The following is a 24,161-nucleotide window of genomic DNA, read 5'->3' on the forward strand; positions in this document are numbered from 1 at the left end:
CGATCACTCAACCAGGGACTGTTCGGCGCCGTGACCTGCGTTGACGCACTCGAAACGGACGTGTCGACGCGAAAGCGGCGAGCCGGTCGGAAATGGTGACGAGCCTTCGCCGCGGCAATGCGTTCATCGGTGAACGGGGACGCAATCGAAGCGTCCCGAATGGACGGGAACCCCTCTGGAATGCCGGATGCGCGATCCGAATTCAACGCGGCGCATCCGTTCTACCGGATTCCGCGGCGACTCCGGAAAGCCGGGCGCGGGGCGCCCCGGTGACCAGGGCGCCCCGCGCTCGGGAAGTGCGCTCAGCCTCGCGGACGCGGCGCGGGCAGCAGGGGCCCGTCGCCGAACACCCCGTTCTCCGGTGCCGGGCCCTCCGAAGCCGGCCAGTGCCGCCGGGCCCGGCTCGCGGGCGCGCCGATCGGGTACACCATGCCGCCCATGGACACGGCGAGGTCGGCGAACCTGCCGCACTGGCGCAGCATCTCGCCGAGCCACTGCTTCGGCCGGGGCATCCCCGTCGAATCCAGCAGCAGGTCCCACAACCACACCAGCTCCCCGCCCTCCGGCAGCCGCAGGGAGGTGCCGAAGCGGTCCCGGCGGTGCGGGAACCACAGGCCGTAGGCCATCGGGCTGACATCGCGGTCGCGCAGCACGGTCATCGCCGCTTCGGCGAAGTCCACGAAGGACCCGTCCGGCAGGAACAGGTCGGTCCACGGCTTGTGCACCGCGTCCCAACCCGCTTCCAGCGCCTGGTCGTAGAGCGGGTCGACGGCGGTCACGTGCGCCAGGTAGTCCGCGTCGTGCTCCGCGGACACCGCACCGCTGAGCCCGTCGAGCACCGCGGGGGCGTCCGGGGGCGCCGCGTCGTAGTAGCTCGCCAGGTGCAGCCGGTAGGTCCGCACGTCGGGCTGCGCGAACCGCACCGACACCTCGTCGGTGCGCCCTTCGGCGATCAGCGTCCGGACGTCCTCGACGAGCGCCCGGGTGCTGGTCGCCGAGTCGTAGTCGAGCACCCAGCCGCGCACCCGGGCCGGCGCCGGGACGACGTCGAGCACCGCGCTGACGATGACGCCTCGGCGCCCGAGACCGCCGAGCACCTCGCGGAACAGCTCGGGCCGCTCGGTCCGGCCGCAGCGCACCCGTTCCCCGGTGGCGGTCACCAGTTCCAGCTCGCTGACCGAGTCGGCGATCGATCCCGCCGCGGGCAGGTTGCTGATCCCGCCCACCGAAAGCACGCCACCGACCGAGAGCCGCAGGTATCCGGTCGGTCCGGAGGCCAGCCGCAGCCCGCGCGCCCACGCCGCTTCGACGACCTGGCGCAGGGTGACGCCCGCCTCGACCGCGATCCCCTCGGGCCCCACCGCGCGGATCGAGCGCAACGCGCGCATGTCGATGTGCAGACCGCCCGCGGTGAGCCCCTGCCCGCCCACCGAGTGCCGTTCGCCGCGCGCCCGCACCGGGATGCCCCGCCGGGCGCACCACGCGACCATCACCTCGACGTCGCCGGCACCACCGGGGACCAGCACCGCCCCGGGGCGGGCTTCGACGATGTTGCCCAGGTCCGTCGCGTCCCGGTCCCGCGCGAGGAGGTCCAGCAGCAGTTCGCCGCCGTCGGGCAGCGGCGGCGTCCCGGACCACCGGTCGCGCACCGCGTCGTAGTGAGGGACTCCGAAACCATCCACGTTCCGCGTCACGTCGCACCCCTCCCTCGGCGTGGCCGGCTTCGAGCGGGCCGACCGCGCTCGGACCGCGCCGGCGCGGCACCCGACAGGCGCGTCCCCCGGGGACTTCCCGGGTCGTTCTCCCCTGCGCACCGGCGCTTTCCGGGTTCAGCGTGACACCCGGAAGGCGGGTTGCGCACTCCTCCGATCGTTACCGCGCGTCATGTCACCCCTTCGGCGCCGGAACACCGAAAAGACACGGGCGGTGAGGTGGTTCGACGTTCACCTTTCCCGTTCGGAGCAACATCGCGGGATTTCCCGGATCAATCGGACACCGATGTCACGCAGGGCGATCTCTTCCCTGCGGAAGTGGACCAACGGCCGTGTACGCGTAACACCAGGCCGTTACGAGTTCCACGGCGACGTGGAACCCCCTGCTGGTCCGACCGTGCAGGTCGATCATGACCTGGCGTGACCGGTGGACCCGGAGTCCCGCGGACGCCGTCAGCGGGCGGCGGCCAGCCCGTCGACCAGGAAGCGCACCGCCCGGTCGAAGTGGTCGTCCCAGGCGTCGTCGAGCGTCGGGGCGTGCGCGGCCAGCGTCGGGTAGCGCTCGGCGTGGCGCCGCAGGTGTTCGTCGACGGCCCGGCGCGCCGGTGCCTCGCCCTCGTGCTGCCAGGAGGTCTCGACGGCCACCGAGCCGATGACCAGGTTCGAGATCGCCGCGGCCGCCGCCGACAGCTCGGCGCCCCGGAATCCCGCGCCGGTGAGCGCGACGTGCACGGATTCGGCGCGGGCCAGCGCGTTCGGACCGGTGAGCGGTCGACTGCCCGCCAGCGCCGCGGACCACGGATGGCGCAGCAGCGCGCGGCGCAGTCCGTGCATGTACCCGGTGATGTCGCCGGTCCAGTCCGCCCCCGGGCCGCCCGCCTCCGGGATCTCGCCGAAGACCGCGTCCAGCGCGAGGTCGAGCAGGTCGTCCCGGGTGGCCACGTGCCAGTAGAGCGTGGTGGCGTGGACGCCGAGCGCCTCGGCCAGGCGGCGCAGGCTCAGCCCCGCCGCCCCGTCGGCGTCGAGCAGCGCGACCGTTGCCTCGGCGATCCGCTCCCGGGTGAGCCCGCCGCCGCGACCGGGCGCGCGTTCGCGGAGCCAGATCGCCCCCGGCACGGCCGGGCCGGTGTCGGCGCGCTTCGGACTCATGGGCGACATCCTAGCGGCGGCTTGCGCCCGTCCCAGGTGGTCCTGCACTGTAGGACCATGCGCGTCCTACGCCGTAGGACCGGAGAGGAGGCGGACGTGGAACGGGGACATCCCCGGCGGTGGTCGATCCTGGTGGCGTTGTGCGCCGCGCTGCTGCTGGTCGTCGTGGAGAACACCGTGCTGTCGGTGGCGCTGCCCGCGATCGGGCGGGCGTTCGGCTCCTCCACCGCGCTGCTCCAAGGCGTCGTCGACGCCTACGTGGTCGTCTTCGCCGGTCTGCTCGTCGCCGCCGGAGCCGCCGCCGACCGGTACGGGCACCGCCGGGCCGCGCTGGCCGGGCTGCTCCTGTTCGGGCTCGCCTCGGTGGCCGCGGCGCTGGCCTGGTCGGCGTGGTGGCTGCTGCTCGCCCGCGCGCTGATGGGCGCGGGAGCGGCCCTGGTCATGCCCTCGACGCTGGCCGTGCTGGTGCACGTGTTCCCGGCCGAGGAGCGGCCGAAGGCGTTCGCCGTCTGGACGGCGGTGGCCTCGGTGGCGATGGCCCTCGGCCCGGTGCTGGGCGGCGCGCTGGTCCAGGCGTGGAGCTGGTCGGGGATCTTCCTGATCAACGTGCCGCTGGTCGCCGCCGCCCTCGCCGGGGTGGCGCGGCTGGTGCCGGAATTCCGCGCGCCCGCGGCCCACCGGCTCGATCCGGTCGCGGCCGGGCTGGTGATCCTCGGCACCGGCGCGCTGATCACCGCGCTGATCATCGCCGGGGAACGCGGGTGGGAGTCCCCCGCCGCGCCGGGGGCGCTCGCGGTCGCCGTCGCGGCGCTGGGGTGGTTCGCGCACCGGCAACGGCGCGACGGCGCACCGATGATCGACTTCGCGCTGTACCGGGACCGCCGGTTCGCCGGGGCGAGCGCGGCGGCGGCGTTGCTGACCCTGGGCACCGGCAGCGTGCTGTTCGTGCTCACCCAGTACCTGCAACTGGTGCGCGGCCACTCCGCGCTCGCCGCCGGGATCGCCGTCATCCCGCTGGCCGCGGGCACCGTGCTGGGTTCGGCGGTCGGCGGCCGGGCTCCCGGCCGGATCGGGGCCCGGGCCGCGATCGCGCTCGGATTCGCCGTCGCCGCAGCGGGTTTCACCGTCCTCGCCGCGCTCACCCCGACCAGCCCGTACCCGGTGCTGGCGTGCGGCCTGCTGCTCGCCGGGGCCGGGACCGGTTTCGCCGGGCCCGCCACCACCAGCACCGTGCTCGGCTCCGTACCGCCTGCGCGCGCCGGGCTCGGCTCCGCCCTCAACGACACCCACCAGCAGCTCGGGTTCGCCCTCGGCGTCGCCGCGCTGGGCGGCTTGTTCGCCGCGCGCTACCGCGCCGGTTCCCCCGCACCCGACCGGCCGCTCGCCGACGCCTTGGCGGATCCGGCGCTGAGCGGTCCGGCGCGGACCGCGTTCACCTCCGCGCAGAGCGCCACCATGCTGGCCGCGGCGCTGTGCGCCCTCGCCGGGGCGGCGGTGGCGTTGGCCGTGCTCCGGGCGCGGGACTCCGCCGCGGAACCGCGGGGCGAATCCCTGCGGTGATCCGGGCCCGACGCACCCGCCGCGCGGCGGGCCCGGGCGATCCGGTGTACCGGCGGATCGCCCGGGCTGCCCGTCCCGCTTCACCCGCCGGAAACCCGGCGCGGCGGGACCACATCGCTGCTCATCCTCCGCGGATGGCGAATTCGGTTGTCACGAATAAGGATTCGGAATCGAGCACGGGAAACGCGGCTATCTCACGACGGAATCATCCCTTCGACGGTCCGCCCTCCCGAACGGGGCGCGGCGGATCCGCAACGGAGTCCGGCACCAGCGCGACGACGGCACCGGACGGCCGGAGAGGCCGGACCGACGGTCCTTCACCCGGATCGGGCCGAGGACGGCGGGGAAGCCGATCGCGGGAGAGGTGTCATCGCTGGTGAGGTACGCCGGAACGACCGAGCACCCGACCGCCGGCGAGTCGGCGGCGGTCGATGCGGTGGACCCACGTCCCTCCTGTTCCTCAGCGGCGACCGGGGCGCCGTGCGGCGGAATCGAGGTCGTTCCGCCGCACCGGCCCGGTCCGCGTCGTGTGCGTGGTGGACATTGCTTCCTTCGTTCTGCTCCGTCCCGGGAGCACCCTCAGGCGATTTCCAGTGTCCGGCACCGCCGGGCCGTCGATCAAGAGCACCTCCGAGTGAGAGAGGAGCGCGTTTCCCGCGCATTCCGCGCGCGGCCGAACCCGGAAAAAGCGGTTGCGCGCGGCCGTGGTGCGGAATGCGGTTCCTCCGCACCGAGGAACGGCCGTGTTCGCGTCCACCGTGGAACGTCGCGTTGGCGCAACACCGTTCCGAACGCACCGCGGCCAACCACCGGCCGAACCCGTCGCTTGACCTGGCACCTCCCAGCGGCACCTCGACGACCTGCCGCTGCCCGCCGACGCCCCGGAACGGTCGCGCGCGCTCCTCGGCCCCGTCGAACGCCACCTGTCCGCGCGCCCGGTGGACCACCCGGGACGGGGTCGGTCACCGCGCGCTGATGTCCCGTGACGCAGCGCGGTGGCCACCCGGTAGGTTGATCACCACCGAACCGACGTCAACCGGGAGCTCAGTGGTGAACACGCGCGAACGCGTCCGCGCGGTGATCGACGCACCGACCTGCCAGCGCCTGATCATCGCCCTGATCCTGCTCAACGCGCTCACGCTGGGCTGCGAGACCGATCCGGACCTCGTGGCCGAGTACGGTGCCGTGCTGCACGCGGTGGACCGGATCGCGCTCGCGGTGTTCGCGGTCGAGCTGGCCGCGAAGATCTACGCCCACGGCGCGCGGTTCTTCAACGATCCGTGGAACTGCTTCGACGCGGTGATCATCGGGATCGCGCTGCTGCCCGCGACCGGGGCGTTCGCCGTGCTGCGGGCGCTGCGCGTGCTGCGCGCGCTGCGGCTGGTCTCGTCGATCCCGAGCATGCGCCGGGTGGTGAGCGCGCTGCTGGCGGCCGTGCCGGGCATGACCTCGATCGCGGCGCTGCTGGCGCTGCTCCTCTACATCGCGGCGGTCATCGCCACCACGCTGTTCCGGACGGTCTCGCCGGAGTACTTCGGCGACCTCGGCGCGTCGCTGTTCACCCTCTTCCAGGTGATGACCGGCGAAGCGTGGTCGGAGGTGGCCCGCGAGGTGATGGCCGAGGAACCGCTGGCCTGGGTGTTCTTCATCGTCTACATCGCGGCCACCACGTTCACCGTGCTCAACCTGTTCATCGCGGTGGCGGTGAACGCGATGGAGGCGCGGGTCCGGCAGGAGGACCAGGAGGAAGAGGACCTCGTCCTGCACGAGCTCGTCGAGGAAGTGCGGGCGCTGCGCGCCGAAGTGCGCGGGGAGGGCACCGGGGTCGGCTAGGCGGGACGCCGGGTGGCGCCTCAGCGCCCGGCCGAGTCCGCGGCGAGCAGCAGCAGCGAGAACAGCACCTGCAGGCCGCCCGCGACGGCCCCGGCGACGGCGGTGCCGTCGATCCGGTACGGGCCCCGGGTCCGCACCGACCACGCGCCGCAGGCCACCGCCACCAGCGCCACCGGGATGCCGCCCGGCACCAGCCAGCTCACCAGGCCGATCCCCAGCGCGATCGGCCCGAGCCACGCCTGCCGCCCCGGCCGGTCCTTCGCGGGCAGTCCACCGCTCACCGGACGCCACCTCCACTCCGCTCCCGCGGACATCGTCGTCCGCCACCCACCGGGACGGCAACATCGGAGGCCCCATAACCCACACGGGCGCAATCCTCTGACCTGCGGTGTTGATGGACGTCAGCGCGGAGGGCCGCTGCTAGCGTCCGGCGCCATGCACAGAAGTGGCCTTCCCCTCGCGGCGCTGCTCGGCGTCACCAGCCTGCTGCTCGCCGGTTGCGGCGCGGAGCTGACCGCCGACTCGGACCAAGCGGCCCCGCCACCGGTCTCCGACACCCCGCCCCCGCCACCGGAGCAGACCGACGTCTACGCGCACACCCGGGCGGGGATGCTCTCCCCCGCGATGGAGGGCGTGCGCAACCTCGTCTACGTGCCCAACAGCCAGGACGACACCGTCTCCGTCATCGACCCCAACACCTTCGAGGTGATCGACACCTTCCCCGGTGGGGACGAGCCGCAGCACGTGGTGCCCTCCTACGACCTCAAGACGCTGTACGTCACGGCGGACATGGTGCCCGCGGGAACCCTGACGCCGATCGACCCCAAGACCGGCAAGCCCGGCGAGCCGATCCAGGTCCAGGACCCGTACAACCTGTACTTCACCCCGGACGGCAGCTCCGCGATCGTGGTCGCCGAGGCCTACAAGCGGCTGGACTTCTACGACCCGCGGACGTGGGAGCAGCAGCAGTCGCTGTCCATCCCGGAGTGCGCCGGGATCAACCACATGGACTTCAGCACCGACGGCAAGATCGCCCTGGTGACCTGCGAGTTCGCCAACCGGATGATCGTGCTCGACGTCGAGGCCCGCAAGCACGTGCGCACCTTCGACCTCCACCAGGTGCCCAACGGGATGCCGCAGGACAGCAGGTTGGCGCCGGACGGCGAGACGTTCTACGTCGCCGACATGCACGCCAACGGCATCTACCTGTTCGACGGCCAGGCCACCCACCAGAAGGGCTTCGTCCCGACCGGCAAGGGCGCGCACGGGATCTACTTCTCCCGCGATTCCCAGCGGGCCTTCATCGCCAACCGCGGCGAAGGCAGCGTCACCGTGCTGGACACCGCCACGCACCAGCCGATCGACAAGTGGCACATCCCCGGGGGCGGCAGCCCGGACATGGGCGCGGTGTCCGCCGACGGCACGCAGCTCTGGCTCGCCGGTCGCTACGACAGCGAGGTCTACGTGTTCGACACCCGCACCGGGGAGCTGCTGGCCCGCATCCCGGTCGGCAACGGCCCCCACGGCCTGACCTACATGCCCCAGCCCGGCCGCTACTCCCTCGGCCACACCAGCAACATCCGGTGATCCGCCCGGCCGTCCGGCATCCCACCTGCCGGACGGCCGTACCCGGCCTCAGCCGGTGAGCCCGGAGCCGATCGCGAGGCGGTTGTAGGCCCCGATCACCGCGATCGTCCACAGCAGACCGGCGAGCTCCGCCTCGCCGAAGTGCTCGGCCGCCGCCCGGAATTCCTCGTCGACGCCGCGTCCGTCCACTCGGGTCAGCGCCTCGGTGAGCCGCAGCGCCGCGCGCTCGGCGTCGGTGAAGGCGGCGGATTCCGGCCACCGCGCCAGGTCCGCCACCCGCTGCTCGTCCTCCCCCAGTTCCGCGGCCTGCCGGGTGTGCAGCGCCTGGCAGTACCCGCAGCCGTTGAGCTGCGAGGCGCGCAGCCGGACCAGTTCGACCAACCCCGGTGCCAGCCCGGCGTCCTGCGCGCGAGCGCCGGTGTCGGCGGCCAGCCGGTGCAGCGCGGCGAAGCTGTCCGGGGTGACCCGGGCCAGGTCGAGGTTCGGTGCGGTGGTCATGTCGTTCCCTTCGCGGTGGTGCGCTCTTCGGCGGTGCGCTCTGCGGTGGCGCCCTGTTCGGTGGTGTGCTGCTCGGCGAGCGCCGCGGTGGTGCGGCGGCACACCTTGCCGGTCGGGGCGACCGGCAGCCCGGGCAGCAGCAGGAGCAGTTCGGGCAGCTTGCGGCGTTCCAGCCCGCGCTCGGATTCCAGGAACGCGGTGAGCTCGGGCAGGGTCAGCTCGGGCGTGCCCTCGACCTGGCTGATGCAGGCGCACAGCCGCTCGCCCAGGTCCTCGTCGGGCACCGGGACGCAGGCCACCTCGACCACCGCCGGGTGCGCGCCGATCTCCCGCTCCACCTCGGCCGGGCTGATGTTGTAGCCGCCCCGCACCACCACCTGCTTGATCCGGCCCAGCACGTGCAACCGCCCGCGCTCGTCGAGGAGTCCCCGGTCCCCGCTGCGGACCCAGCCGTCCCCGGTGCGGTAGCGGGCGTCGAGTTCCGGCGCGGCCACGTAGCACAGCGGCGTCATCGGCCCGCGCGCCTGGATCTCGCCGGGCTCACCGGGCGGCACCGGGCGCCCGGCCGGATCGACCACGCGGATCTCGGCGACCGCCGGATCGGGCCGACCGGTGCCCGCCGCCGGGTCCGGACCGGTGGCCGCGGTGTGGCAGTTGATCCCGTCGGAGGAGCCGTAGACGCTGATCACCGGGCGGCCGAAGCGCTCGGTGCAGCGGCGCGCGGTGACCTCGGGCAGGGGCGCCGAACTCGACACCACCGCGCGTAGCGCGGGCAGCTCCGGCACGTCCGGGTGCTCGGCGAGGCGGCGCAGCATGGTCGGCACGCCGAACAGGTGGGTGATCCGGTGCCGGGCGGCCAGCGCCAGGGCCGCCGCCGGGTCGAAGCGCTCCGGCAGCACGATCGTGGCGCCGAGCGCGGCGATGCCCACGTGGCTGGCCAGCGAACCGTACGAGGACGCCAGCGGCATCAGCACCAGGGCCCGCATCGGCCCGTCCTGGTGCAGCGCGCGCACGTAGTTCGCCCGGCCGCCGACCATCGCGTTGTGCGAGTAGGCGATCATCTTCGGCTCGGCCTCCGACCCGGAGGTGACCAGGATGCGCACCGGCGCCTCGGGATCGACCGGGGCGGCCCGCCAGTCCGGTGCCTCGGGCGCCGCGTCCAGCTCCGGCCAGTCCCCCGGCCCGGCCCCGAAGGTGCGCACCGCGCGCAGGTGCGGCAGCGCCGCGGCATCGGCCGCGTCGTCGCGCGCGCCGAAGATCGCCCCGGTCGCCCGGGACCGGCCGAGCAGGCTGGTGGTGTCGCGGCTGCCCCGGCCCGCCGGGTACGGCAGCGCGACCGCACCGATCGCGGCGACGGCCAGCTCCGCCACGACCATGCGCCTGCCGTTGGGCAGCCGGATGCCGACGACGTCGCGCTCCCCGAGTCCGGCACGGGTCAGCGCGGCGGCCACCCGGCGCACCTCGCGGTCCAGCCCGGCGTAGTCGAGCACCCCGTCGGCGTCGACCACCGCGGCCCGGTCGGGGTGCCGCCGCACCCCGTCGGTGAACAGCGCGTGCACGTCGCGGCCCGGGCAGTCGCCGCGCCGCACCCACTCCGCGCGCAGTTCCGGCGGCACCCGGTCGCCGATCGCGAGGTCGGAGGTCGAGGTCCACATCAGCCGAACTCCCAAGGGGGGTGCGGGAAGACGTACCGGCCGCGGCCCAGCGCCGCGCCGAACCGCGGGTCGTCGACGAGCTCGCGCAGGTCGGTGCACACCGGGGTGGCCACCGCACCGGCGCGCGCGGCGCGCTCGACCCAGTGCCGCGAGGGCTCCGCGAGCGGATCGGCTCCGCCGAACACCGCGTCGTGGTCGCCGGACACGACCAGGTGGCCGTCGGCCGTGCGCAGCACGGGGGTCCGCAGCGGCGCGCGCGGCACCACACCGGACGCCGACAGCAGCGAACTGTCCACCGCGGACCCGGAACCGGTGCGGACCCGGCGCAGCAGCGCGGCGAGCACGCCGAAGGCGCACACCAGGCCGCCCAGCACGTCGGTGAGGGTGAGCAGCGAGGGCGCGGGCGGCCGGCCCGGGCGCACCGCGGCGGCCAGCCCGCTGTGCGCCTGCACCAGGAAGTCGGTGCCCAGCGGCGGCTCCGGCCCGAGCGCGTCGCCCCACCCCGAGGCCCACGCGTAGCTGAGCCCGGGAGGTGCCAGGCGGGCCGCGTCGAGGCCGAGCCGGGCGGCCTTGCCGGGCGCCCAGTTGTGCACGAACGCGTCGGCACCCCCGACGAGCTCGTGCAGCTCCCGGCGCCCGGCCGCGGTCCGGATGTCCACCTCGACGACCCGCTTGCCCGCGTTGAGCGCCAGGTGCCGGACCGAGCAGTCCCCCGCCATCGGCGGCACCCCGCGCATCGGATCGCCGCCCGGCGGCTCGACGCGCACCACGTCGGCGCCGAGCATCCGCAGCACCTGACCGGCGACCGGGCCCTGCACCCGGCGGGTCGACTCCACCACCACGATCCCGCTCAGCGGCAGCGCACCGGGCGCGCCGAGCGGACGCGGTGCGATCCCGGGCAGCGGCGCCAGCTCGCAGGCGGGCAGGTCCAGCGGCGGGGTCGGATCGGTGCGCACCGGCAGCACGCTGACCCCGGAGGCGCGGGCCGCGTCGAGCACGTCGGCGTAACCGGCGGCGCGGACGGCGGCGTGCAGCTCGAAGGGCAGCGCGCAGGTCGCGGTGCCGAAGCGCTGCTGGAACGGCCGCCACCCGCGGGCCACCGGGCCGCGCTCGACGCCGAGCGCCGTCCAGAACGCCAGCCAGTGCTCCGCGGTCAGCGTCTCCAGCTCGCAGCGCACGCCGTCGGCGGTGCGCAGCGGCGGCGGTGCGCCGGGGTCGGCGGGCGGTTCCGGCTCGGCGCACCCGGCCACCGCGAGGTACTGCTGCACCGCCAGCAGCGCCGACTGCGCCACCGAGGTGCGCACCCGATCGATCCGGCCACCCCGCGCCCGGTCGATCGCCACGGCCAGGGCGCCTTGGGCGAGCAGCACCCCGGCGACCGTCGAGGCGTAGGGCACGCCCAGCGGTACCGGGCGGCCCGCGCTGCGCCCGTGCACCTGCATGATCCCGCAGGCGGCCTGCACCGCGGCCTCGTCGGGCAACGGCAGTTCCACCGGGCCGGACCAGTCCAGCTCGCGGCGCACCTGCCCCGGGTCCTCGCCGACCTCGCGGAGCAGCGCGGTCGCGACGGCCTCGGCCGTCCCCGGCCGGGCCGACACCGGGGCGCTCACCGGGCGGGCTTCCGGCCGTGCACCGAGTACATCACCGACGAGCAGGCCCGCAGCTCCGGCTCGCGCAGCGCGGACCGCAGCGCGCCGAGGTCCGCCTCGGTCATCCCGGCCGCCAGCAGCCCGTCGCGCAGGTGGTGCGTGTGGTGCTCCAGCAGCAGCAGGTCGGCGGCCCCGGGGTGCCGGAGCTGCACGTGCGGCCGGGGATCGATGTCGACCAGCCCGGCCGCCCGCATCGCCTCGGGGACCCGCCTGCCCCACGCCGGGTCCACGCCACCGGCCCGCATCACGGCGTCCTTGGCCGCCAGGAACCTCCGGTAGAGGTGCGCGGTGCTCTCGTCCGGGGCCAGCAGCAGCGGCTCGTAGGTGGTGTCGAACTCGTCGACCTGCAACCAGCCTCCGGGGACCAGCGCCCGCACCAACCGGTCCAGCACCGCCGCGCGGTCCGGCAGGTGCCGCAGCACCAGCCGGGCGACGATCAGGTCGAACCTCGCCTCGGGCAGCGGGTCGGTCGCGATGTCGTGGGCGAGCGCCGTCAGGCCCGGGCGCGGGCGGACGTGCCCGGGATCGACGTCGGTGGCCAGCACGCTGCCCGAGGGCGCGACGCGGTCGGCCAGCCAGGCGGCCACGCTGCCGCCGCCGGTGCCCACGTCGAGGCAGTGCCAGCCCGGTCCGACCCCGGTCTCGGCGAGCCGCGCGAGGGTCAGCGGGTCGTGCGCCTCCGCGAGGTACCGGTGCTGCCGGACCGCCTGCGGGTGGGCGTTGTCGAAGACGTAGTCGGTGCGGACATCGGTCATCGGCTCGGGGCCTGCCTCCGGGATCGTCGGGTCGCGGTCCACCTCAGGTCCACCGGCCGGTCCCGGGCACCTCGGTGCTGCCGGTGAGCTGCTCCAGCAGCGCCAGCCGGCGCACCTTGCCGGTGCCGGTGCGCGGCACCGCGTCCCAGGACCGCACCACCGGCTCCTGCATGGCGGGCAGCCCGCGCGTGGCGCGCGCCCACGCCTGCTCCGGGAACCCGCCGTCCTCGGTGATCAGCACCGGTAGCGGATCCGCCCCGGGACGGGCCAGCACCACGCACTCCTGCACCTGGGGCAAGCGGTCCTCCAGCAGGTCCTCGGTCTCCAGGCAGCTCAGGCCGGGAACGCTGTCCACCTCGCGGTCGAGCAGGTGGACCGCGCCGTCGCGGCGCCGCACGCCGATGTCACCGGTGCTCCACCACGGACCGGTGCGCTTGGCCGCCCAGCGCTCGGACTCGCCGAGGTAGTCCAGGCAGAGCGCCGCGGTGCGGGCCAGCACCAGGCCGGGGCGACCGCGCCGCACCGGCGCGAACGTCTCGGGATCGACCACCCGCAGGCGCGTCTTGAACGGCACCGGCCGCCCGAGGTCGCGGGCCGAGGACCGACCGCGCCGCTCCCCCGCCAGCGAGCGGCGGGTGTGGAAGCGGAAGGTCAGCGGCCCGGTCTCGGTCTGACCCCAGCCCTGCATCCACACCGGGGACCGGCGCGCGCTGGCCCGCAGGTAGGCGCGGATCGTCGGCGGGTGCATCGCGTCGTAGGTGCTGAGGAACACGCGGACCCGCCGGAACGGGTTGTCCAGCCGGGTGGTCAGCGTCCGGTAGCGCACGAACGTCGCGGGCAGCGCCTCCAGGTAGGTCGGCGGGTGCTGCCGCAGCAGCGGATCCGCGCGGTCCGGGTCGTCGTCGCTGAGCACGACCAGATCGCGCGGCGCCATGCTCAGCACCACCGCGGTCCAGCAGAAGGTCCGGCCGTGCGCGTAGGCGTTGGCGTTGGCCAGCACGTCGTCGCGGCGGATGCCGATCTTGGGCAGTCGCGTGGCCTCGAACCGGGCCAGCGCGCCGACCAGCGTGGCGGTCGAATGCACCACCAGCTTGGGGATCCCGGTGGTGCCCGAGGTGTGGTTGATCACCAGCGGGGCGTCGCGCCCGCGCCGGTGCGGGGACGGCGCCGGGTGGCCGCGCAGCTCCGCGGGGGTCTGCGCCCCGGGCACGCCGCCGTCGAGCACCACGGTGGTGCGGGCGAACGCGCGCAGGTCCACGCCCTCCGCCGCGGCGCGGTCGAGCACCCCGGACGTGGTGACCACGACGGCCGCGTCCAGGCGCTTGAGCAGCGCCGCCAGCGCCTCCCCGGACAGGTGCGCGGAGAGCTGCGCGGGCACCGCGCCGATGCGCACCGCCGCGCAGGCCAGCAGGTCGTAGTCCCAGTGGTTGTCCTTGACGACGGCCACCCGCTCACCGGGGGCGGCACCGGCCCCGGCCAGCCACCCGGCCGCGTCGCGGACCAGCCGGGCGAGGTCGTCGACGCCGTGCTCGGTGCCGCCGTCCGGGGCGATGTCGAACGGCCGGTCCAGGTGCACCCGGGTACCGGTGCGGCGGGCGGCGCACTCGTCGAACAGCACGCCCATGTCATGTGGTTTCACAGCGGAACTCCTAGGCCGGATCGCCGGGTTGCGCGCAGCCTGCTCAGCACCCGCGAGGCCGCGAGCGCGCCGGATCGCACGGCTCCCTCGCTCGCCGGGCGCAGGCTCACCCAGTCCCCCGCGTAATCGACGGGGCTGAGCTCGCGCGCGGTGAAGGCGGGGCGCCTGCGCAGCGCCTCGGGGGTGGCTTCGGGCAGCCCGCAGCGGAAGCGGTGCACGAAGTTCTCCCGGTTCGCCGAGCCGAAGCCGGGCACGTAGCGCTCGACCGCCGCGGTGAGCCTGCCGACGATCTCCCGGTCCGGGGCGTCGATCAGGTCTGCGGTGGTGGCGGCCCGGGGCATCAGGCTCAGCAGGCCCTTGCCCGCGGGCGCCCGCCCGGGGTGCTTGCGGTGGTCGACGATGATCGCCGACAGCACGTCCTCCTCGACGTGCGGGGTGAGCACGAGGTACGGCGCGGACTCGCCGGGCGGGGCGATCGGCCGGTCCAGCAGGCAGCTCACCTTCAGCGCCGGGGTGAACGTGCAGGCGTCCAGGTAGCGGGCTTCGACGGGGGCCGGGTTCGCGTGCAGCCGCCGCGCCACCGGGGCGGGCACGCACAGCAGCACCGCGCGGGCGGTCACGGTGTCGTCGCCGACGACCAGCCGGGCGCCGTCGCCGTCGGCGACGACCTCCCGGACCCGGCGGCCGGTGCGCACGTCGAGCCGCTCGGCGAGCAACCGGGCGGGGGTGTCCATGCCGTCGCGGTAGGTGCGCCAGTCCGCGGCGTCGCCCACCGCGAGCAGCAGGCCGACCATCACGGCCGCCGACGACCGCGCGGTGTCCCAGCCGAAGAACGCCCCGGACACCGGCTGGAACAGGTAGTCGTGCAGGTCGGGGTGGTAGCGCCGGGCGAACTCGGCGACGGTCAGGTCGGCCAGCGGACCGCGTTCGGGCCGGTCGGTGTCGAACCGGCGGCGACGGCGGGCCGCCCACACCTGGAACCGGGCGAGGTCGAGGCGGGCGCGGCGGGAGAGCCCGGCTCCGGTGAGCAGCGCGCGCGGTTCGGCCGCTCCCGGCCGCGCGCGCCCGTCCCGCCACACCGCCAGCGGCCTGCCGATCACCGGCACCTCGCCCGCGCTGACGCCGAGCCGTTCCAGGAGCTGCCAGGTGGCCCGGTAGCCGTGCGGGGAGATCTGCTCGGCGCCGGTGTCCACCGTGTACCCGCCGTGCCGGAAGGCCGCCATCCGGCCGCCGACCTGCCGATCCGATTCGAACACCCGCACCTCGAGCCCCGCGGCGGCCAGCTCGGAGGCGGCCGTGAGCCCGGCCATCCCGGCGCCCACCACGGCGACGTCCAGATCGGGGCTCACCCGGCCACCCCGAGCCCGACCAGCAGGTTCGCCACGATCAGCAGCGCCACGCAGAGCCGGTGCACGGCGAACCCGACCCGCCGGGCGCGCATGATGTCGCCGACCCGGAAGCCGAGGTGGTACTGCCGCGCCCGCAACGCGCTGGCGGGCAGCATCAGCAGGACGAACCACCACGGGGCGAGCCCGGTCGCCGAGGCCACCGCGCCGATCAGGAACTCGGCCAGCGACAGGGCGCCGATGAACAGCGCGTTGCCGCGCGGGGAGGTCAGGGCCGCCACCGTCACCCGGCCCACGCCGCGGTCGCCCTCGACGTCGTTGGTGTTGGAGTACACCCCGAACATCAGCGGTCCCATGCCGAACAGCACCGCCTGCACCAGCACGAACTCCGAGAACCGCCCGGTGGCCAGGCCGTAGGGGGCCAGCACGAGCGCGACGCCCAACGCCACCAGGAACAGCTCCTGGAAACCGCGGTAGCTGAGCTTGATCCCGTAGGAGTACTGCAGGGCGATGACGAAGGTGGCGGCCACCAGCAGCACCGTCCACAGCGGCGCGGCCGGCGCGACGAGCACCGCACCGGTCCACAGCACCGCGCCCGCGGCCGCGGTGATCCAGCCGAAGCGCAGCGCCTCCGCTTCGGTGAGGGTGCCCGCGACCAGGGGTTTGCGCAGCTTCTTGCGCAGCGGGTCGTTCGGGCCGTAGTTGACGACGTCGCTGCCGTCGCGGTAGCCGGTGAGGTCGTCGAAGGCCACCATGGCGACGATGGTGCCGAGCGCGCCGAGCAGGAACAGCAGCAGCATCGGCACGGTGCCCGGGCGGGCCGCCGAGAGCGGCACCAGCACCGCCGAGGCCACCACGAGGATGCTGAGGTAGTAGTCGTAGACGTCGAGGTTGCCCAGCCGCACGTAGCTCCGGGCCTTGCTCTCGGGTCGGGTGACCGCCGCGCCCCGGGGCGCGGAGTGCAGGTCACTGGTCATCTCGGGGGTCACTTCCTCACTGCGGGGCGCGCTCGGCGAAGGCGCACACGGCGTCGGCGACGCGCTCCACCTCGGCGTCGGTCAGGTGCGGGTAGATCGGCAGCGCCAGGATGCGGCGGCTGGCCAGCTCGGCGTGGGGCCAGCGGCCGTCCGCGGGGGCGCACGGGGCGAAGGCCGCCTGCCGGGGCAGCGGCTGGGGGTAGTAGACGTGCGAGGCGATGCCGCGCGCCGCCAGGTGGTCGCGCAGCCCGTCCCGGTCGTCGGCCAGCACGCAGTACACGTAGTAGCAGCGTCCCTCCCGCCCCGGCGGGGGAGCCACCACGCCCCGGTCGGCCAGCGGCGCGAACCGCCGCGTGTAGAAGTCGGCGATCGCCGCCCGCCGCTCCAGCCGGGCGGCGAAGCCGGGGAACCGGTGGATCTGGAACGCCGCCTGGATCTCGTCGAACCGGCTGTTGCGGCCGACGACTTCGTGCACGAAGCGCTGCGCGCCCTGGCCGTGGTTGCGCAGCATCCGCACCCGCGCGCCGATCTCGGGGTCCCGGGTCACGACCGCGCCGCCCTCACCGGGCATCCCGAACGACTTGACCTGGACGAAGGAGAACACCCCCGCTTCGCCCCACAGCCCGGCCGGGACACCGCGCAGCTCCGCGCCCTGGGCGACGGCGGAGTCCTCCACCAGCCGCAGGCCGCGCTGTTCGGCGAGGGCCGCGAACCGCGGCATGTCGGCCATGATGGAGAACATGTGCGCGGGCATGATCGCCTTGGTGCGCGCGGTGATCCGGCGCTCGACGTCCTCGGGGTCGACCACCAGCCGGTGCGGGTCGATGTCGGCGAACACCGGCGTGGCACCGGCTTCGAGCACCGAGGACGCCAGCGGGGCGCAGCCGAAGGCGGGCACCACGACCTCGTCGCCCGCCCCGACGCCGACCGCGCGCAGCACCAGGCCGAGCGCGGCGGTGGCGCTGCCGCAGGCGACCACGTCGGCCGCACCGAGCGACTCGCGCAGCAGCTCCTCGAACTCCTTGGTGCGCTCGCCCAGGATGAACTTCTGCTCCGGGGCGCGACCGATCTCGCCGATCAGGTCGAGCATCACCTTCCGGTCGTCCTCGAACAGGTCCGGCGGGAAGAACGGCACGTCGATCGGCATCAGCCACACCTCCGGGAGCAGAACTCGCGCACCGCCGAGCACACCCGGTCGAGCTGGGCGAGGGTCAGGTCGGGGTAGAGCGGGAGGGCGACGGCCCGCGCCGCGGCGGCCTCGGCCACCGGGAGGTCGCCCGGGGCGTGGCCGAGTCCGGCGAAGCAGGGTTGCAGGTGCAGCGGGACCGGGTAGTAGGTCTCGGTGCCGATGCCGTTGCGGGCCAGGTGCGCCACGAGCTCGTCGCGGTGCTCCACCTCGATCAGGTAGACGTAGTACACCCCGGTCGAGCCGGCGTCGACGACCTTGGGCAGCCGGACGACGCCGGGGATTCCGGAGAGCCCCAGCCGGTACGCCTCGGCGAGCACCGAGCGGCGGGTGATCTCCTGGTCCAGCGCGGTCAGCTTGGCCAGTAGCACGGCGGCCTGCAGGTCGTCCATCTTGCTGTTGGTGCCGACCAGCGCGGTTTCGTTGGAGATCCCCGGGAAGTGGTCCAGGGTGCGGCCGAACCGGCCGTGGTGGCGCAGACCGGCCACCAGCTCGGCCACCCGCGCGTCGTCGGTGAGCACCGCACCGGCGTCCCCGAGGGCGCCCAGCGTCTTGCTCGGGAAGAACGACAGCACCCCGCCGGCACCGTGCCGCCCGGCGTGCTTGCCGCCCTGGCTCATCCCGATGCCCTCGGCGCTGTCCTCCACCAGGATCAGCCCGTGGCGCTCGGCGACGCCGGACAGCGCGGCCATGTCGGCCATCTGGCAGAACAGGTGCGCGGGCATCACGAACCGGGTCCGCGGCGTGATCACCCGCTCGACCGCGGCGGGGTCCAGCGCGTAGGTGTCCGGGTCGATGTCGGCGAAGACCGGCGTACCGCCCGCGAGGACCACCGAGGTGGCCGTGGCGACGAACGAGTAGCCGGGCACGACGACCTCGTCGCCGGGGCGGAGGCCCAGCGCGCGCAGCAGCAGCACCAGCGCGTCGGTGCCGCTGTTGACGCCGACCACGTGGGCGGCGCCGGTGTACTCGGCGAGGCGGCGTTCCAGCTCGGCGACCTGCGCGCCGTGGGAGAACTTCCCGTTGTCGAAGACCTCGCCGACGCGGGCGCTGATGGTCGACCAGAGCCGGTCGAAAGTGCGGGCCTGGGAGAAGAACGGGATCGACGCGGCGTCAGGGGCGGCCGGTACCGGTAAGTCTTCCCAAGTCCTGGTGGAATCCGCGCCGGAGGACACGATGATTACGCTCCAGGGAGAACGGGTGAACGGGGCTGACGGCCGCAGAACTTAGCCGACGATCAGGTCCACCCGAAAGCTCGAACGTCGTTCCCGAGAAAGTTTCACCCTTTACGGTGATCACCGGAAACCGTTGTGCTCCCCCGACTTCGGTCGGGTGATCCCGAATGGTTAGTGTGCGAGCAGGACCGCGCGATCCGCCTGGCGGGAATCCGGAGAAATGGCGCGATTCCAGGCCGATTCCGACGCCAGTTCCTGTCCACAAAGCACTACGGAGTACGATGCTGCAATCACTCGTGGTCGGCCTCGGCCGTGCGGGAGCGGGACTGCACCTGCGAGTCCTGGCCCAGGCACGCGCCGCCGCAGGCGAACTGTTCCACCCCGGACCCGTCGTCGCGTGCGACCCCGCACCCGAGGCGCGCGGCGAGCGACCCGGGGTCACCGTCGTGGAATCCGTGCGCGCCGCGGCCGCCCTGCTCCCGCCCGAGGACACCGTCGTGCACCTGTGCACCCCGCCGGTCGACCGGGCCGCGCTGCTCGGTGAGCTCGGCGACCTCGGATTCCGCCGGATCATCGTGGAGAAACCGCTGGCCACCGGACTCGACGAGTACGCCGCGGTGCGCCGCGCGTGCGACGAGCACGGCCTGGCCCCCGCCGTGGTGACGCACTGGCTGGACGCCGAGCTCACCCACCGGTTGCAGGCGCTGACCATGCGCCGCGCGTTCGGCGACCTGCGCTCCATCTCGGTGACCCAGGACAAGCCCCGGTTCCAGCGGTCCACCCTCGACGAGGGCCACCCGACCGCGTTCGACGTGGAGATCCCGCACGCGCTCGGCGTGGTGCTGCGGCTGGCCGGACCGGCCGAGCTGCTCGACGCCGAGTGGACCGACATGCGCAGCGAGGACTTCACGCTCCCCCGGTTGGGTGGGGCGCGCCTGGTGCTGCGCCACCGCGGCGGGGTGCTCAGCGAGATCAGCTCCGACCTCACCGCTCCGGTCCGCGAGCGCCGGATCTCCCTCGACTTCGAGCGCGGCCGGGCGACCGGCCACTTCCCGCTCAGCGAGCACGACGACCACGCCCAGCTCACCACGACCGGCGACCGGGTGCGGCGGGTGTTCCGCGACGACGCGCTCACCGCCTTCGTGCTCCGCGCCTACCGGCACTTCCTGCACCCCGATCCCGGACCGGACGGCACCTTCGCGCTGCACGGCGAGATCCTCCGGCTGGTCTCGGCCGCCAAGCAGCACTGCCTGACCGCACTCCCCGACCTGCACCGGAGGCACCAGCATGCCGGTTGATCCCCCGCCCCGCGCGCTCGCCGGCATCGGCGACGAAGCGGCCACCTCGGTGGCCGGGCAGATCGCCGCGATCCAGCGGCTCGGGTGGCGGCACGTCGAGCTGCGCTCGGTGGACGGCACCGCGCTGGCCGACCTCACCGACGCCGCCTTCGCCCGGGTCCGCACCGCGCTGCGCGACGCCGGGCTGGACGTGGTGTGCGCGGCCTCGCGGATCGGCAACTGGGCCCGGCCGGTCACCGCGCCGTTCGCCGACGACCTGCACGAGCTCGACGTGCTCGCGGACCGCTGCGGCGCGCTCGGCACCCGCTACGTCCGGATCATGTCCTACCCGGACGGCGGCCTCGCCCCCGACGACTGGCGGGACCGCGTGCTGGACCGGACCGCCCGGCTCGCCGAGCGCGCGGCGCGGCGCGGCGTGGTGCTGCTGCACGAGAACTGCGCCGGGTGGGCCGGTGCCGACGCCGACCGGATGCGCCAGCTCCTCGACGCGGCCGACGGGCTGGGCCTGCTGTTCGACACCGGCAACGGCGTCGACCACGGCTACGACGCGGCCGAACTGCTGCCACCGCTGTTGCCGCACGTGGCCCACGTGCACGTCAAGGACGCCGTCGGCGGCCCCGGCCAGGCCCGCTACGTGCTGCCCGGCGACGGCTCGGCCCGCGTCGCGGACTGCCTGCGCCTGCTGCTGGACTCCGGCTACACCGGCGCCCTGTCCCTGGAACCGCACCTCGCGACCCGCCCGCACGACGGCGTGCGCGCCGAGGACGCCGAGCCGTTCGTGCGCGCCGGACGGCGGCTGGAGGCGCTGCTGCACGAGCTCGCCGGGAGCGTGCCCGCGTGATCACCGACGACGACGTCGCGCTGCTGCTGCACCTGCTGCGCATCCCCACGGTGAACCCGCTGGAAGCGGATCCGGGCGATCCACCGGCGGAGCTGGACCGCGCGCAGCGCGCCTACGCCCGCGCCGCCCGCGAGCTCGGCTTCGAAGTGGTGCACCGCGGTGCCCCGCCGCGCGCGGTGCTGCGCCGCGACGACGTTCCCGCGGCCGTGCACCGCGCCGCCGCCCGCGAGGACTTCCTGACCGCGCAGCCGAGCCAGGTGCTGCGGCTCGGTCCGCGGTCACCGCGCGCCGCCACCGCGATGTTCAACGTGCACCTGGACACGGTGGCCGGGCTCGAACCCGTCGACCGGCGCGGCGACCGGATCACCGGCCGCGGCGCCATCGACGCCAAGGGCCCGGCGGTGGCGCTGCTGGCCGGGATCCGCGACGCGGTCGCCCGCGAGCCCGCGCTGGGGCGCGACCTCACCGTGCTGGTCCAGGCCGTCGCCGGGGAGGAAGGCGGCGCGATGGGCACCTACGGCACGCGACCGCTGGTCGAAGCGGGCTACGTCGGACGGCTCAACGTCTTCTGCGAACCGACCGGGCTGCGCCACCTGTCCCGCGCGACCGCCTCGGCCACCGCCCGGGTCCGGGTCGACGGGCACGGCGCGATCGACGACCGGCCCGACGCGGGGGACAACGCCTCCGTGCTGCTGGGCTTCCTCGCCCAGCACCTCGCCCGCGCGCTCGACCCGGCGCACCGGCCCGGCCGCTGCTGCGTCGCGGGGCTGCGCACCGGGGACCGGCACAACCGGGTCTACGGCAGCGGCGAGCTGCTGCTCAACCTCTCCTACGCCTCCTCCGCCGAAGGCGAGGGCGCGCAGCGGGCGCTGACCGCGGCGGTGCGCACCGGGATCGCCGAGTTCGCCCGGACCTTCGCCGGGACCCGGGAATTCGCCCGCACCGCAGCCCGCGCCGACGCGCTGACCAGCGTGGAGTGGCTCAAGAGCGGGCTGCCCAGCCTCGACTGCGGCGACCCGTGGCTGGAGGCGCTGCTGGACCGGGCCGGGATCGCCCGCTGGCCGGCCGACGAACCGGCGTTCACCTGCGACGCGATCTGGATGGACGGCGTCGCCGACGCGGCCACCGCGGTGCTCGGCCCGGGCAGCCTCGACACCAACAACGCCCACGCCGAAGGCGAGTACGCCGACCTGGACGAGCTGCGGGAGTTCGCCGCGGCCGTGTCCGCCCTGCTCACCGAATTCGCCGCATGGCACCGGAGTGCCGGAAGGGGAACCACCACACCATGACGCTGCTGACCGACGATCTGCGGGAACGGATCGCGGTGCCCTACGCCGAGCTGCACGCGCTGATCGCGGGCCTGTTCGCCGAGCGCGGCACGCCACCCCACCGGGCCGCCACCGCCGCCGCCGCGCTCTGCCACGGGGACCTGTGCGGCTTCGACTCGCACGGCGCGTTCAACCTGACCCGCCTGTACCTGCCGCTGTTCGCCTCCGGCCGCACCGCACCGGACGCCGAGCCGGTCGTCCGCACCGACCTCGGCGCCTGCGCGCTGGTCGACGCCCGCCGCGCGCTCGGCCTCTGGGCCGCGGCCGAGGCGATGGACTCGGCCACCGACCGCGCGGCCCGGCACGGCATCGGGCTGGTGTCGGTGCGCGGCGCCACCCACTTCGGCTGCGCCGGGTTCCACGCGCTGCGGGCCGCCGAACGCGGCATGATCGGGGTCGTCGCGAGCAACTGCGGCGGGCAGCGCATCGCCCGGCCACCGCTGGGGGCGCTGGCGATGCTCGGCACCAACCCGCTCAGCGTCGCCGCCCCCGCCCTCGACGACCATCCGTTCCTGCTGGACATGAGCACCACCGTGGTCCCCACCGGCAAGGTCCGCACCGCCGCGAGCAGCGGCGAGACCGTCCCGGCGGGGTGGCTGTCCGACGACGCGGGTGGCGCGGTGACCGATCCGGCCCGGTTCGACGCGGGCAGCGCCCACCTGCGCTGGCTGGGCGGCGACCCGGCCACCGGCGCCTACAAGGGCTACGGGCTCGGGCTCGTCGTCGAACTGCTCTCCGCCCTGCTGCCCGGCGCGGGCCTCGGCCCGGCGCCCGCCGCGCTGGAGGGCACCGGGGGACCGCACGGCACCGACGACGACATCGGGTTCTTCGTCCTCGCCATCGCACCCGACCTGCTGCGCCCGGACGGGGAGTTCGCCGCCGACGCCCGCACCCTGTTCGGCACCCTGGTGGACTGCCCGCCCGCGGCCGGCGGCGGCGAGGTCCGCTACCCGGGGTGGTGGGAGGCCGAACGCGCCCGCGAATGCCACCGCACCGGGGTGCCGCTGCTGCCCCAGGTGCACCGCGAGCTCGTCGAGCTCGGTTTGGGGGCAGGCGCGTGAGCCCGCGACGGATCGGGATCATCGGCCTGGGCACCATCGCCCGGTACTACCTCGCCGCGATCGACCGGATGCCCGGCTGGGAACTCGGCGCGGTGTGCGACCTGCGCCCCGACGCGCTGGCCCCGCACGCCGACCGCGTCCCCTGCTACGCCGACCACCGCGACCTGCTGCGCGAGGCCGCGCTCGACGCCGTGGTCGTCACCGCGCCCAACGACGCGCACGCCGCGCTGTGCCGGGACGCGCTGCTGGCCGGACTGCCGGTGTGCGTGGAGAAGCCCCTCGGCCTCTCCGCCGCCGAAGGCCGGTCGCTGGCGGAGCTCGGCGGTCCCGTGCTGTTCACCGCGTTCCACCGCCGCTACAACGACAACGCGCTGCGGCTGCGCGACCGGATCGGGCCGCCGACGGGCATCGCAGCGCTGACCGTGCGGTACCTGGAACGCATCGAGGAGCACATCGGCGGCGACACCTGGTACCTCGACGCGGACCGCTGCGGCGGCGGATGCGTCGCCGACAACGGCCCGAACGCCTTCGACCTGGTCCGGCTGTTCCTCGGCGACTGCGCCGTGGTGGCGGCCGAGGTGACCCGCGACGAGCGGGGCACCGACCGGCAGGCCGTGGTGCGGCTGGACACCGCCGCCGGAGCGCAGGCGACCGTCGAGCTGGACTGGTCCTACCCGGGCGAGACCAAGGACGTCGAGGTGCGGCTGGCCGACGGCGCGGTGCACCGGGCGGATCTGCTCGCCGGGCACCGCGGGTTCAAATCGTCGTTGTGGCACGAGTACGTGGGCGTCCTGGACGCCTTCGCCGCCGCGATCGACGCCGGACCCGGGCACCGCGACGGCGGGCTCGCCGCGCTGGAACTGGTCGACGAGGTCTACCGCCGCGAGCCGGCGATGGCACCGGGAGGTGAGC

Annotated in this window: 19 protein-coding genes and 1 pseudogene; 8 read left to right on the forward strand and 12 right to left on the reverse strand. The window is 74.7% G+C overall.

All coding sequences use genetic code 11. The features are described from left to right. Window positions 1–302: 302 nt before the first annotated feature. Window positions 303–1,694, reverse strand: coding sequence for an FAD-binding protein (locus tag ABD976_RS11060; RefSeq protein WP_345361376.1), 1,392 nt, complete (start codon window positions 1,692–1,694; stop codon window positions 303–305). 471 nt (window positions 1,695–2,165) lie between these two features. Further along, complete coding sequence (locus tag ABD976_RS11065) at window positions 2,166–2,861, reverse strand: TetR/AcrR family transcriptional regulator (protein WP_345361379.1); 696 nt, start codon at window positions 2,859–2,861, stop codon at window positions 2,166–2,168. Window positions 2,862–2,957: 96 nt separating this feature from the next. On the opposite strand from ABD976_RS11065, the gene ABD976_RS11070 reads away from it, so the two are divergent. Beyond that, window positions 2,958–4,421: an MFS transporter gene (locus ABD976_RS11070; RefSeq protein ID WP_345361382.1), complete on the forward strand. Its 1,464-nt coding sequence runs from the start codon at window positions 2,958–2,960 to the stop codon at window positions 4,419–4,421. A gap of 1,050 nt (window positions 4,422–5,471) precedes the next feature. Continuing rightward, window positions 5,472–6,254: an ion transporter gene (locus ABD976_RS11075; RefSeq protein WP_345361385.1), complete on the forward strand. Its 783-nt coding sequence runs from the start codon at window positions 5,472–5,474 to the stop codon at window positions 6,252–6,254. A gap of 20 nt (window positions 6,255–6,274) precedes the next feature. Here ABD976_RS11075 and ABD976_RS11080 read toward each other — a convergent pair whose 3' ends face one another. Next, complete coding sequence (locus ABD976_RS11080; RefSeq protein ID WP_345361388.1) at window positions 6,275–6,535, reverse strand: hypothetical protein; 261 nt, start codon at window positions 6,533–6,535, stop codon at window positions 6,275–6,277. Window positions 6,536–6,689: 154 nt separating this feature from the next. On the opposite strand from ABD976_RS11080, the gene ABD976_RS11085 reads away from it, so the two are divergent. Further along, complete coding sequence (locus ABD976_RS11085) at window positions 6,690–7,841, forward strand: YncE family protein (RefSeq protein ID WP_345361391.1); 1,152 nt, start codon at window positions 6,690–6,692, stop codon at window positions 7,839–7,841. Window positions 7,842–7,889: 48 nt separating this feature from the next. Here ABD976_RS11085 and ABD976_RS11090 read toward each other — a convergent pair whose 3' ends face one another. Genes ABD976_RS11090 through ABD976_RS11130 form a run of 9 tightly spaced genes read right to left on the reverse strand, consistent with a single transcriptional unit; the run spans window position 7,890 to window position 18,721 of the window. Next, entirely contained in the window at window positions 7,890–8,339 is a 450-nt protein-coding gene (locus tag ABD976_RS11090; protein ID WP_345361394.1) for a carboxymuconolactone decarboxylase family protein, read from the reverse strand. Continuing rightward, window positions 8,336–9,994, reverse strand: a complete 1,659-nt coding sequence (locus ABD976_RS11095) for a class I adenylate-forming enzyme family protein (protein ID WP_345361397.1) — start codon at window positions 9,992–9,994, stop codon at window positions 8,336–8,338. The genes ABD976_RS11090 and ABD976_RS11095 overlap by 4 nt, the downstream gene beginning before the upstream one ends. After that, window positions 9,994–11,604: a CoA transferase gene (locus tag ABD976_RS11100; protein WP_345361400.1), complete on the reverse strand. Its 1,611-nt coding sequence runs from the start codon at window positions 11,602–11,604 to the stop codon at window positions 9,994–9,996. Before ABD976_RS11100 ends, ABD976_RS11095 begins: the two co-directional genes overlap by 1 nt. Then, window positions 11,601–12,440, reverse strand: a complete 840-nt coding sequence (locus tag ABD976_RS11105; protein ID WP_345361403.1) for a methyltransferase domain-containing protein — start codon at window positions 12,438–12,440, stop codon at window positions 11,601–11,603. Before ABD976_RS11105 ends, ABD976_RS11100 begins: the two co-directional genes overlap by 4 nt. 1 nt (window position 12,441) lies before the next feature. Further along, a complete protein-coding gene (locus tag ABD976_RS11110; protein WP_345361721.1) occupies window positions 12,442–14,022 on the reverse strand; it encodes an AMP-binding protein in 1,581 nt (526 codons plus the stop codon). Between the two features lie 11 nt (window positions 14,023–14,033). Then, a complete protein-coding gene (locus tag ABD976_RS11115) occupies window positions 14,034–15,386 on the reverse strand; it encodes a protoporphyrinogen/coproporphyrinogen oxidase (protein ID WP_345361406.1) in 1,353 nt (450 codons plus the stop codon). Then, window positions 15,383–16,360 carry a UbiA family prenyltransferase gene (locus tag ABD976_RS11120; RefSeq protein WP_345361409.1) on the reverse strand — a complete coding sequence of 326 codons (978 nt, stop codon included), beginning with the start codon at window positions 16,358–16,360 and terminating at the stop codon, window positions 15,383–15,385. The genes ABD976_RS11115 and ABD976_RS11120 overlap by 4 nt, the downstream gene beginning before the upstream one ends. A 16-nt stretch (window positions 16,361–16,376) precedes the next feature. Next, window positions 16,377–17,501 carry a DegT/DnrJ/EryC1/StrS family aminotransferase gene (locus tag ABD976_RS11125; protein ID WP_345361724.1) on the reverse strand — a complete coding sequence of 375 codons (1,125 nt, stop codon included), beginning with the start codon at window positions 17,499–17,501 and terminating at the stop codon, window positions 16,377–16,379. A gap of 5 nt (window positions 17,502–17,506) precedes the next feature. Then, the gene (locus ABD976_RS11130) at window positions 17,507–18,721 is read right to left on the reverse strand and encodes a DegT/DnrJ/EryC1/StrS family aminotransferase (protein WP_369774500.1); all 1,215 of its coding nucleotides are present in this window, start codon (window positions 18,719–18,721) and stop codon (window positions 17,507–17,509) included. A gap of 281 nt (window positions 18,722–19,002) precedes the next feature. Here ABD976_RS11130 and ABD976_RS11135 point away from each other — a divergent pair, with 281 nt between their 5' ends. The 5 genes and pseudogenes from ABD976_RS11135 to ABD976_RS11155 form a co-directional block, all read left to right on the forward strand. Beyond that, complete coding sequence (locus tag ABD976_RS11135; protein WP_345361412.1) at window positions 19,003–20,019, forward strand: Gfo/Idh/MocA family oxidoreductase; 1,017 nt, start codon at window positions 19,003–19,005, stop codon at window positions 20,017–20,019. Continuing rightward, window positions 20,009–20,860, forward strand: coding sequence for a sugar phosphate isomerase/epimerase family protein (locus ABD976_RS11140; RefSeq protein ID WP_345361415.1), 852 nt, complete (start codon window positions 20,009–20,011; stop codon window positions 20,858–20,860). The genes ABD976_RS11135 and ABD976_RS11140 overlap by 11 nt, the downstream gene beginning before the upstream one ends. Beyond that, window positions 20,857–22,149, forward strand: a complete 1,293-nt coding sequence (locus ABD976_RS11145; RefSeq protein WP_345361418.1) for a M20/M25/M40 family metallo-hydrolase — start codon at window positions 20,857–20,859, stop codon at window positions 22,147–22,149. Before ABD976_RS11140 ends, ABD976_RS11145 begins: the two co-directional genes overlap by 4 nt. Continuing rightward, entirely contained in the window at window positions 22,146–23,249 is a 1,104-nt protein-coding gene (locus tag ABD976_RS11150; protein ID WP_345361421.1) for an Ldh family oxidoreductase, read from the forward strand. Before ABD976_RS11145 ends, ABD976_RS11150 begins: the two co-directional genes overlap by 4 nt. Then, window positions 23,246–24,160, forward strand: a pseudogene (locus tag ABD976_RS11155) (Gfo/Idh/MocA family protein); the annotation flags it as partial. The gene ABD976_RS11150 and the pseudogene ABD976_RS11155, both read left to right, overlap by 4 nt. Between the last annotated feature and the right edge of the window lies 1 nt (window position 24,161).

It is taken from the genome of Saccharopolyspora cebuensis, assembly GCF_039542665.1.
Taxonomy (GTDB): domain Bacteria; phylum Actinomycetota; class Actinomycetes; order Mycobacteriales; family Pseudonocardiaceae; genus Saccharopolyspora; species Saccharopolyspora cebuensis.

What these genes read in the sequence shown, in the direction of transcription:
- ABD976_RS11120 (WP_345361409.1), bottom strand. Translation starts at nt 16,360, where the DNA reads ATGACCAGTGACCTGCACTCCGCGCCCCGGGGCGCGGCGGTCACCCGA.
- ABD976_RS11065 (WP_345361379.1), bottom strand. Translation starts at nt 2,861, where the DNA reads ATGAGTCCGAAGCGCGCCGACACCGGCCCGGCCGTGCCGGGGGCGATC.
- ABD976_RS11135 (WP_345361412.1), top strand. Translation starts at nt 19,003, where the DNA reads ATGCTGCAATCACTCGTGGTCGGCCTCGGCCGTGCGGGAGCGGGACTG.
- ABD976_RS11110 (WP_345361721.1), bottom strand. Translation starts at nt 14,022, where the DNA reads ATGGGCGTGCTGTTCGACGAGTGCGCCGCCCGCCGCACCGGTACCCGG.
- ABD976_RS11090 (WP_345361394.1), bottom strand. Translation starts at nt 8,339, where the DNA reads ATGACCACCGCACCGAACCTCGACCTGGCCCGGGTCACCCCGGACAGC.
- ABD976_RS11095 (WP_345361397.1), bottom strand. Translation starts at nt 9,994, where the DNA reads ATGTGGACCTCGACCTCCGACCTCGCGATCGGCGACCGGGTGCCGCCG.
- ABD976_RS11085 (WP_345361391.1), top strand. Translation starts at nt 6,690, where the DNA reads ATGCACAGAAGTGGCCTTCCCCTCGCGGCGCTGCTCGGCGTCACCAGC.
- ABD976_RS11150 (WP_345361421.1), top strand. Translation starts at nt 22,146, where the DNA reads ATGACGCTGCTGACCGACGATCTGCGGGAACGGATCGCGGTGCCCTAC.
- ABD976_RS11140 (WP_345361415.1), top strand. Translation starts at nt 20,009, where the DNA reads ATGCCGGTTGATCCCCCGCCCCGCGCGCTCGCCGGCATCGGCGACGAA.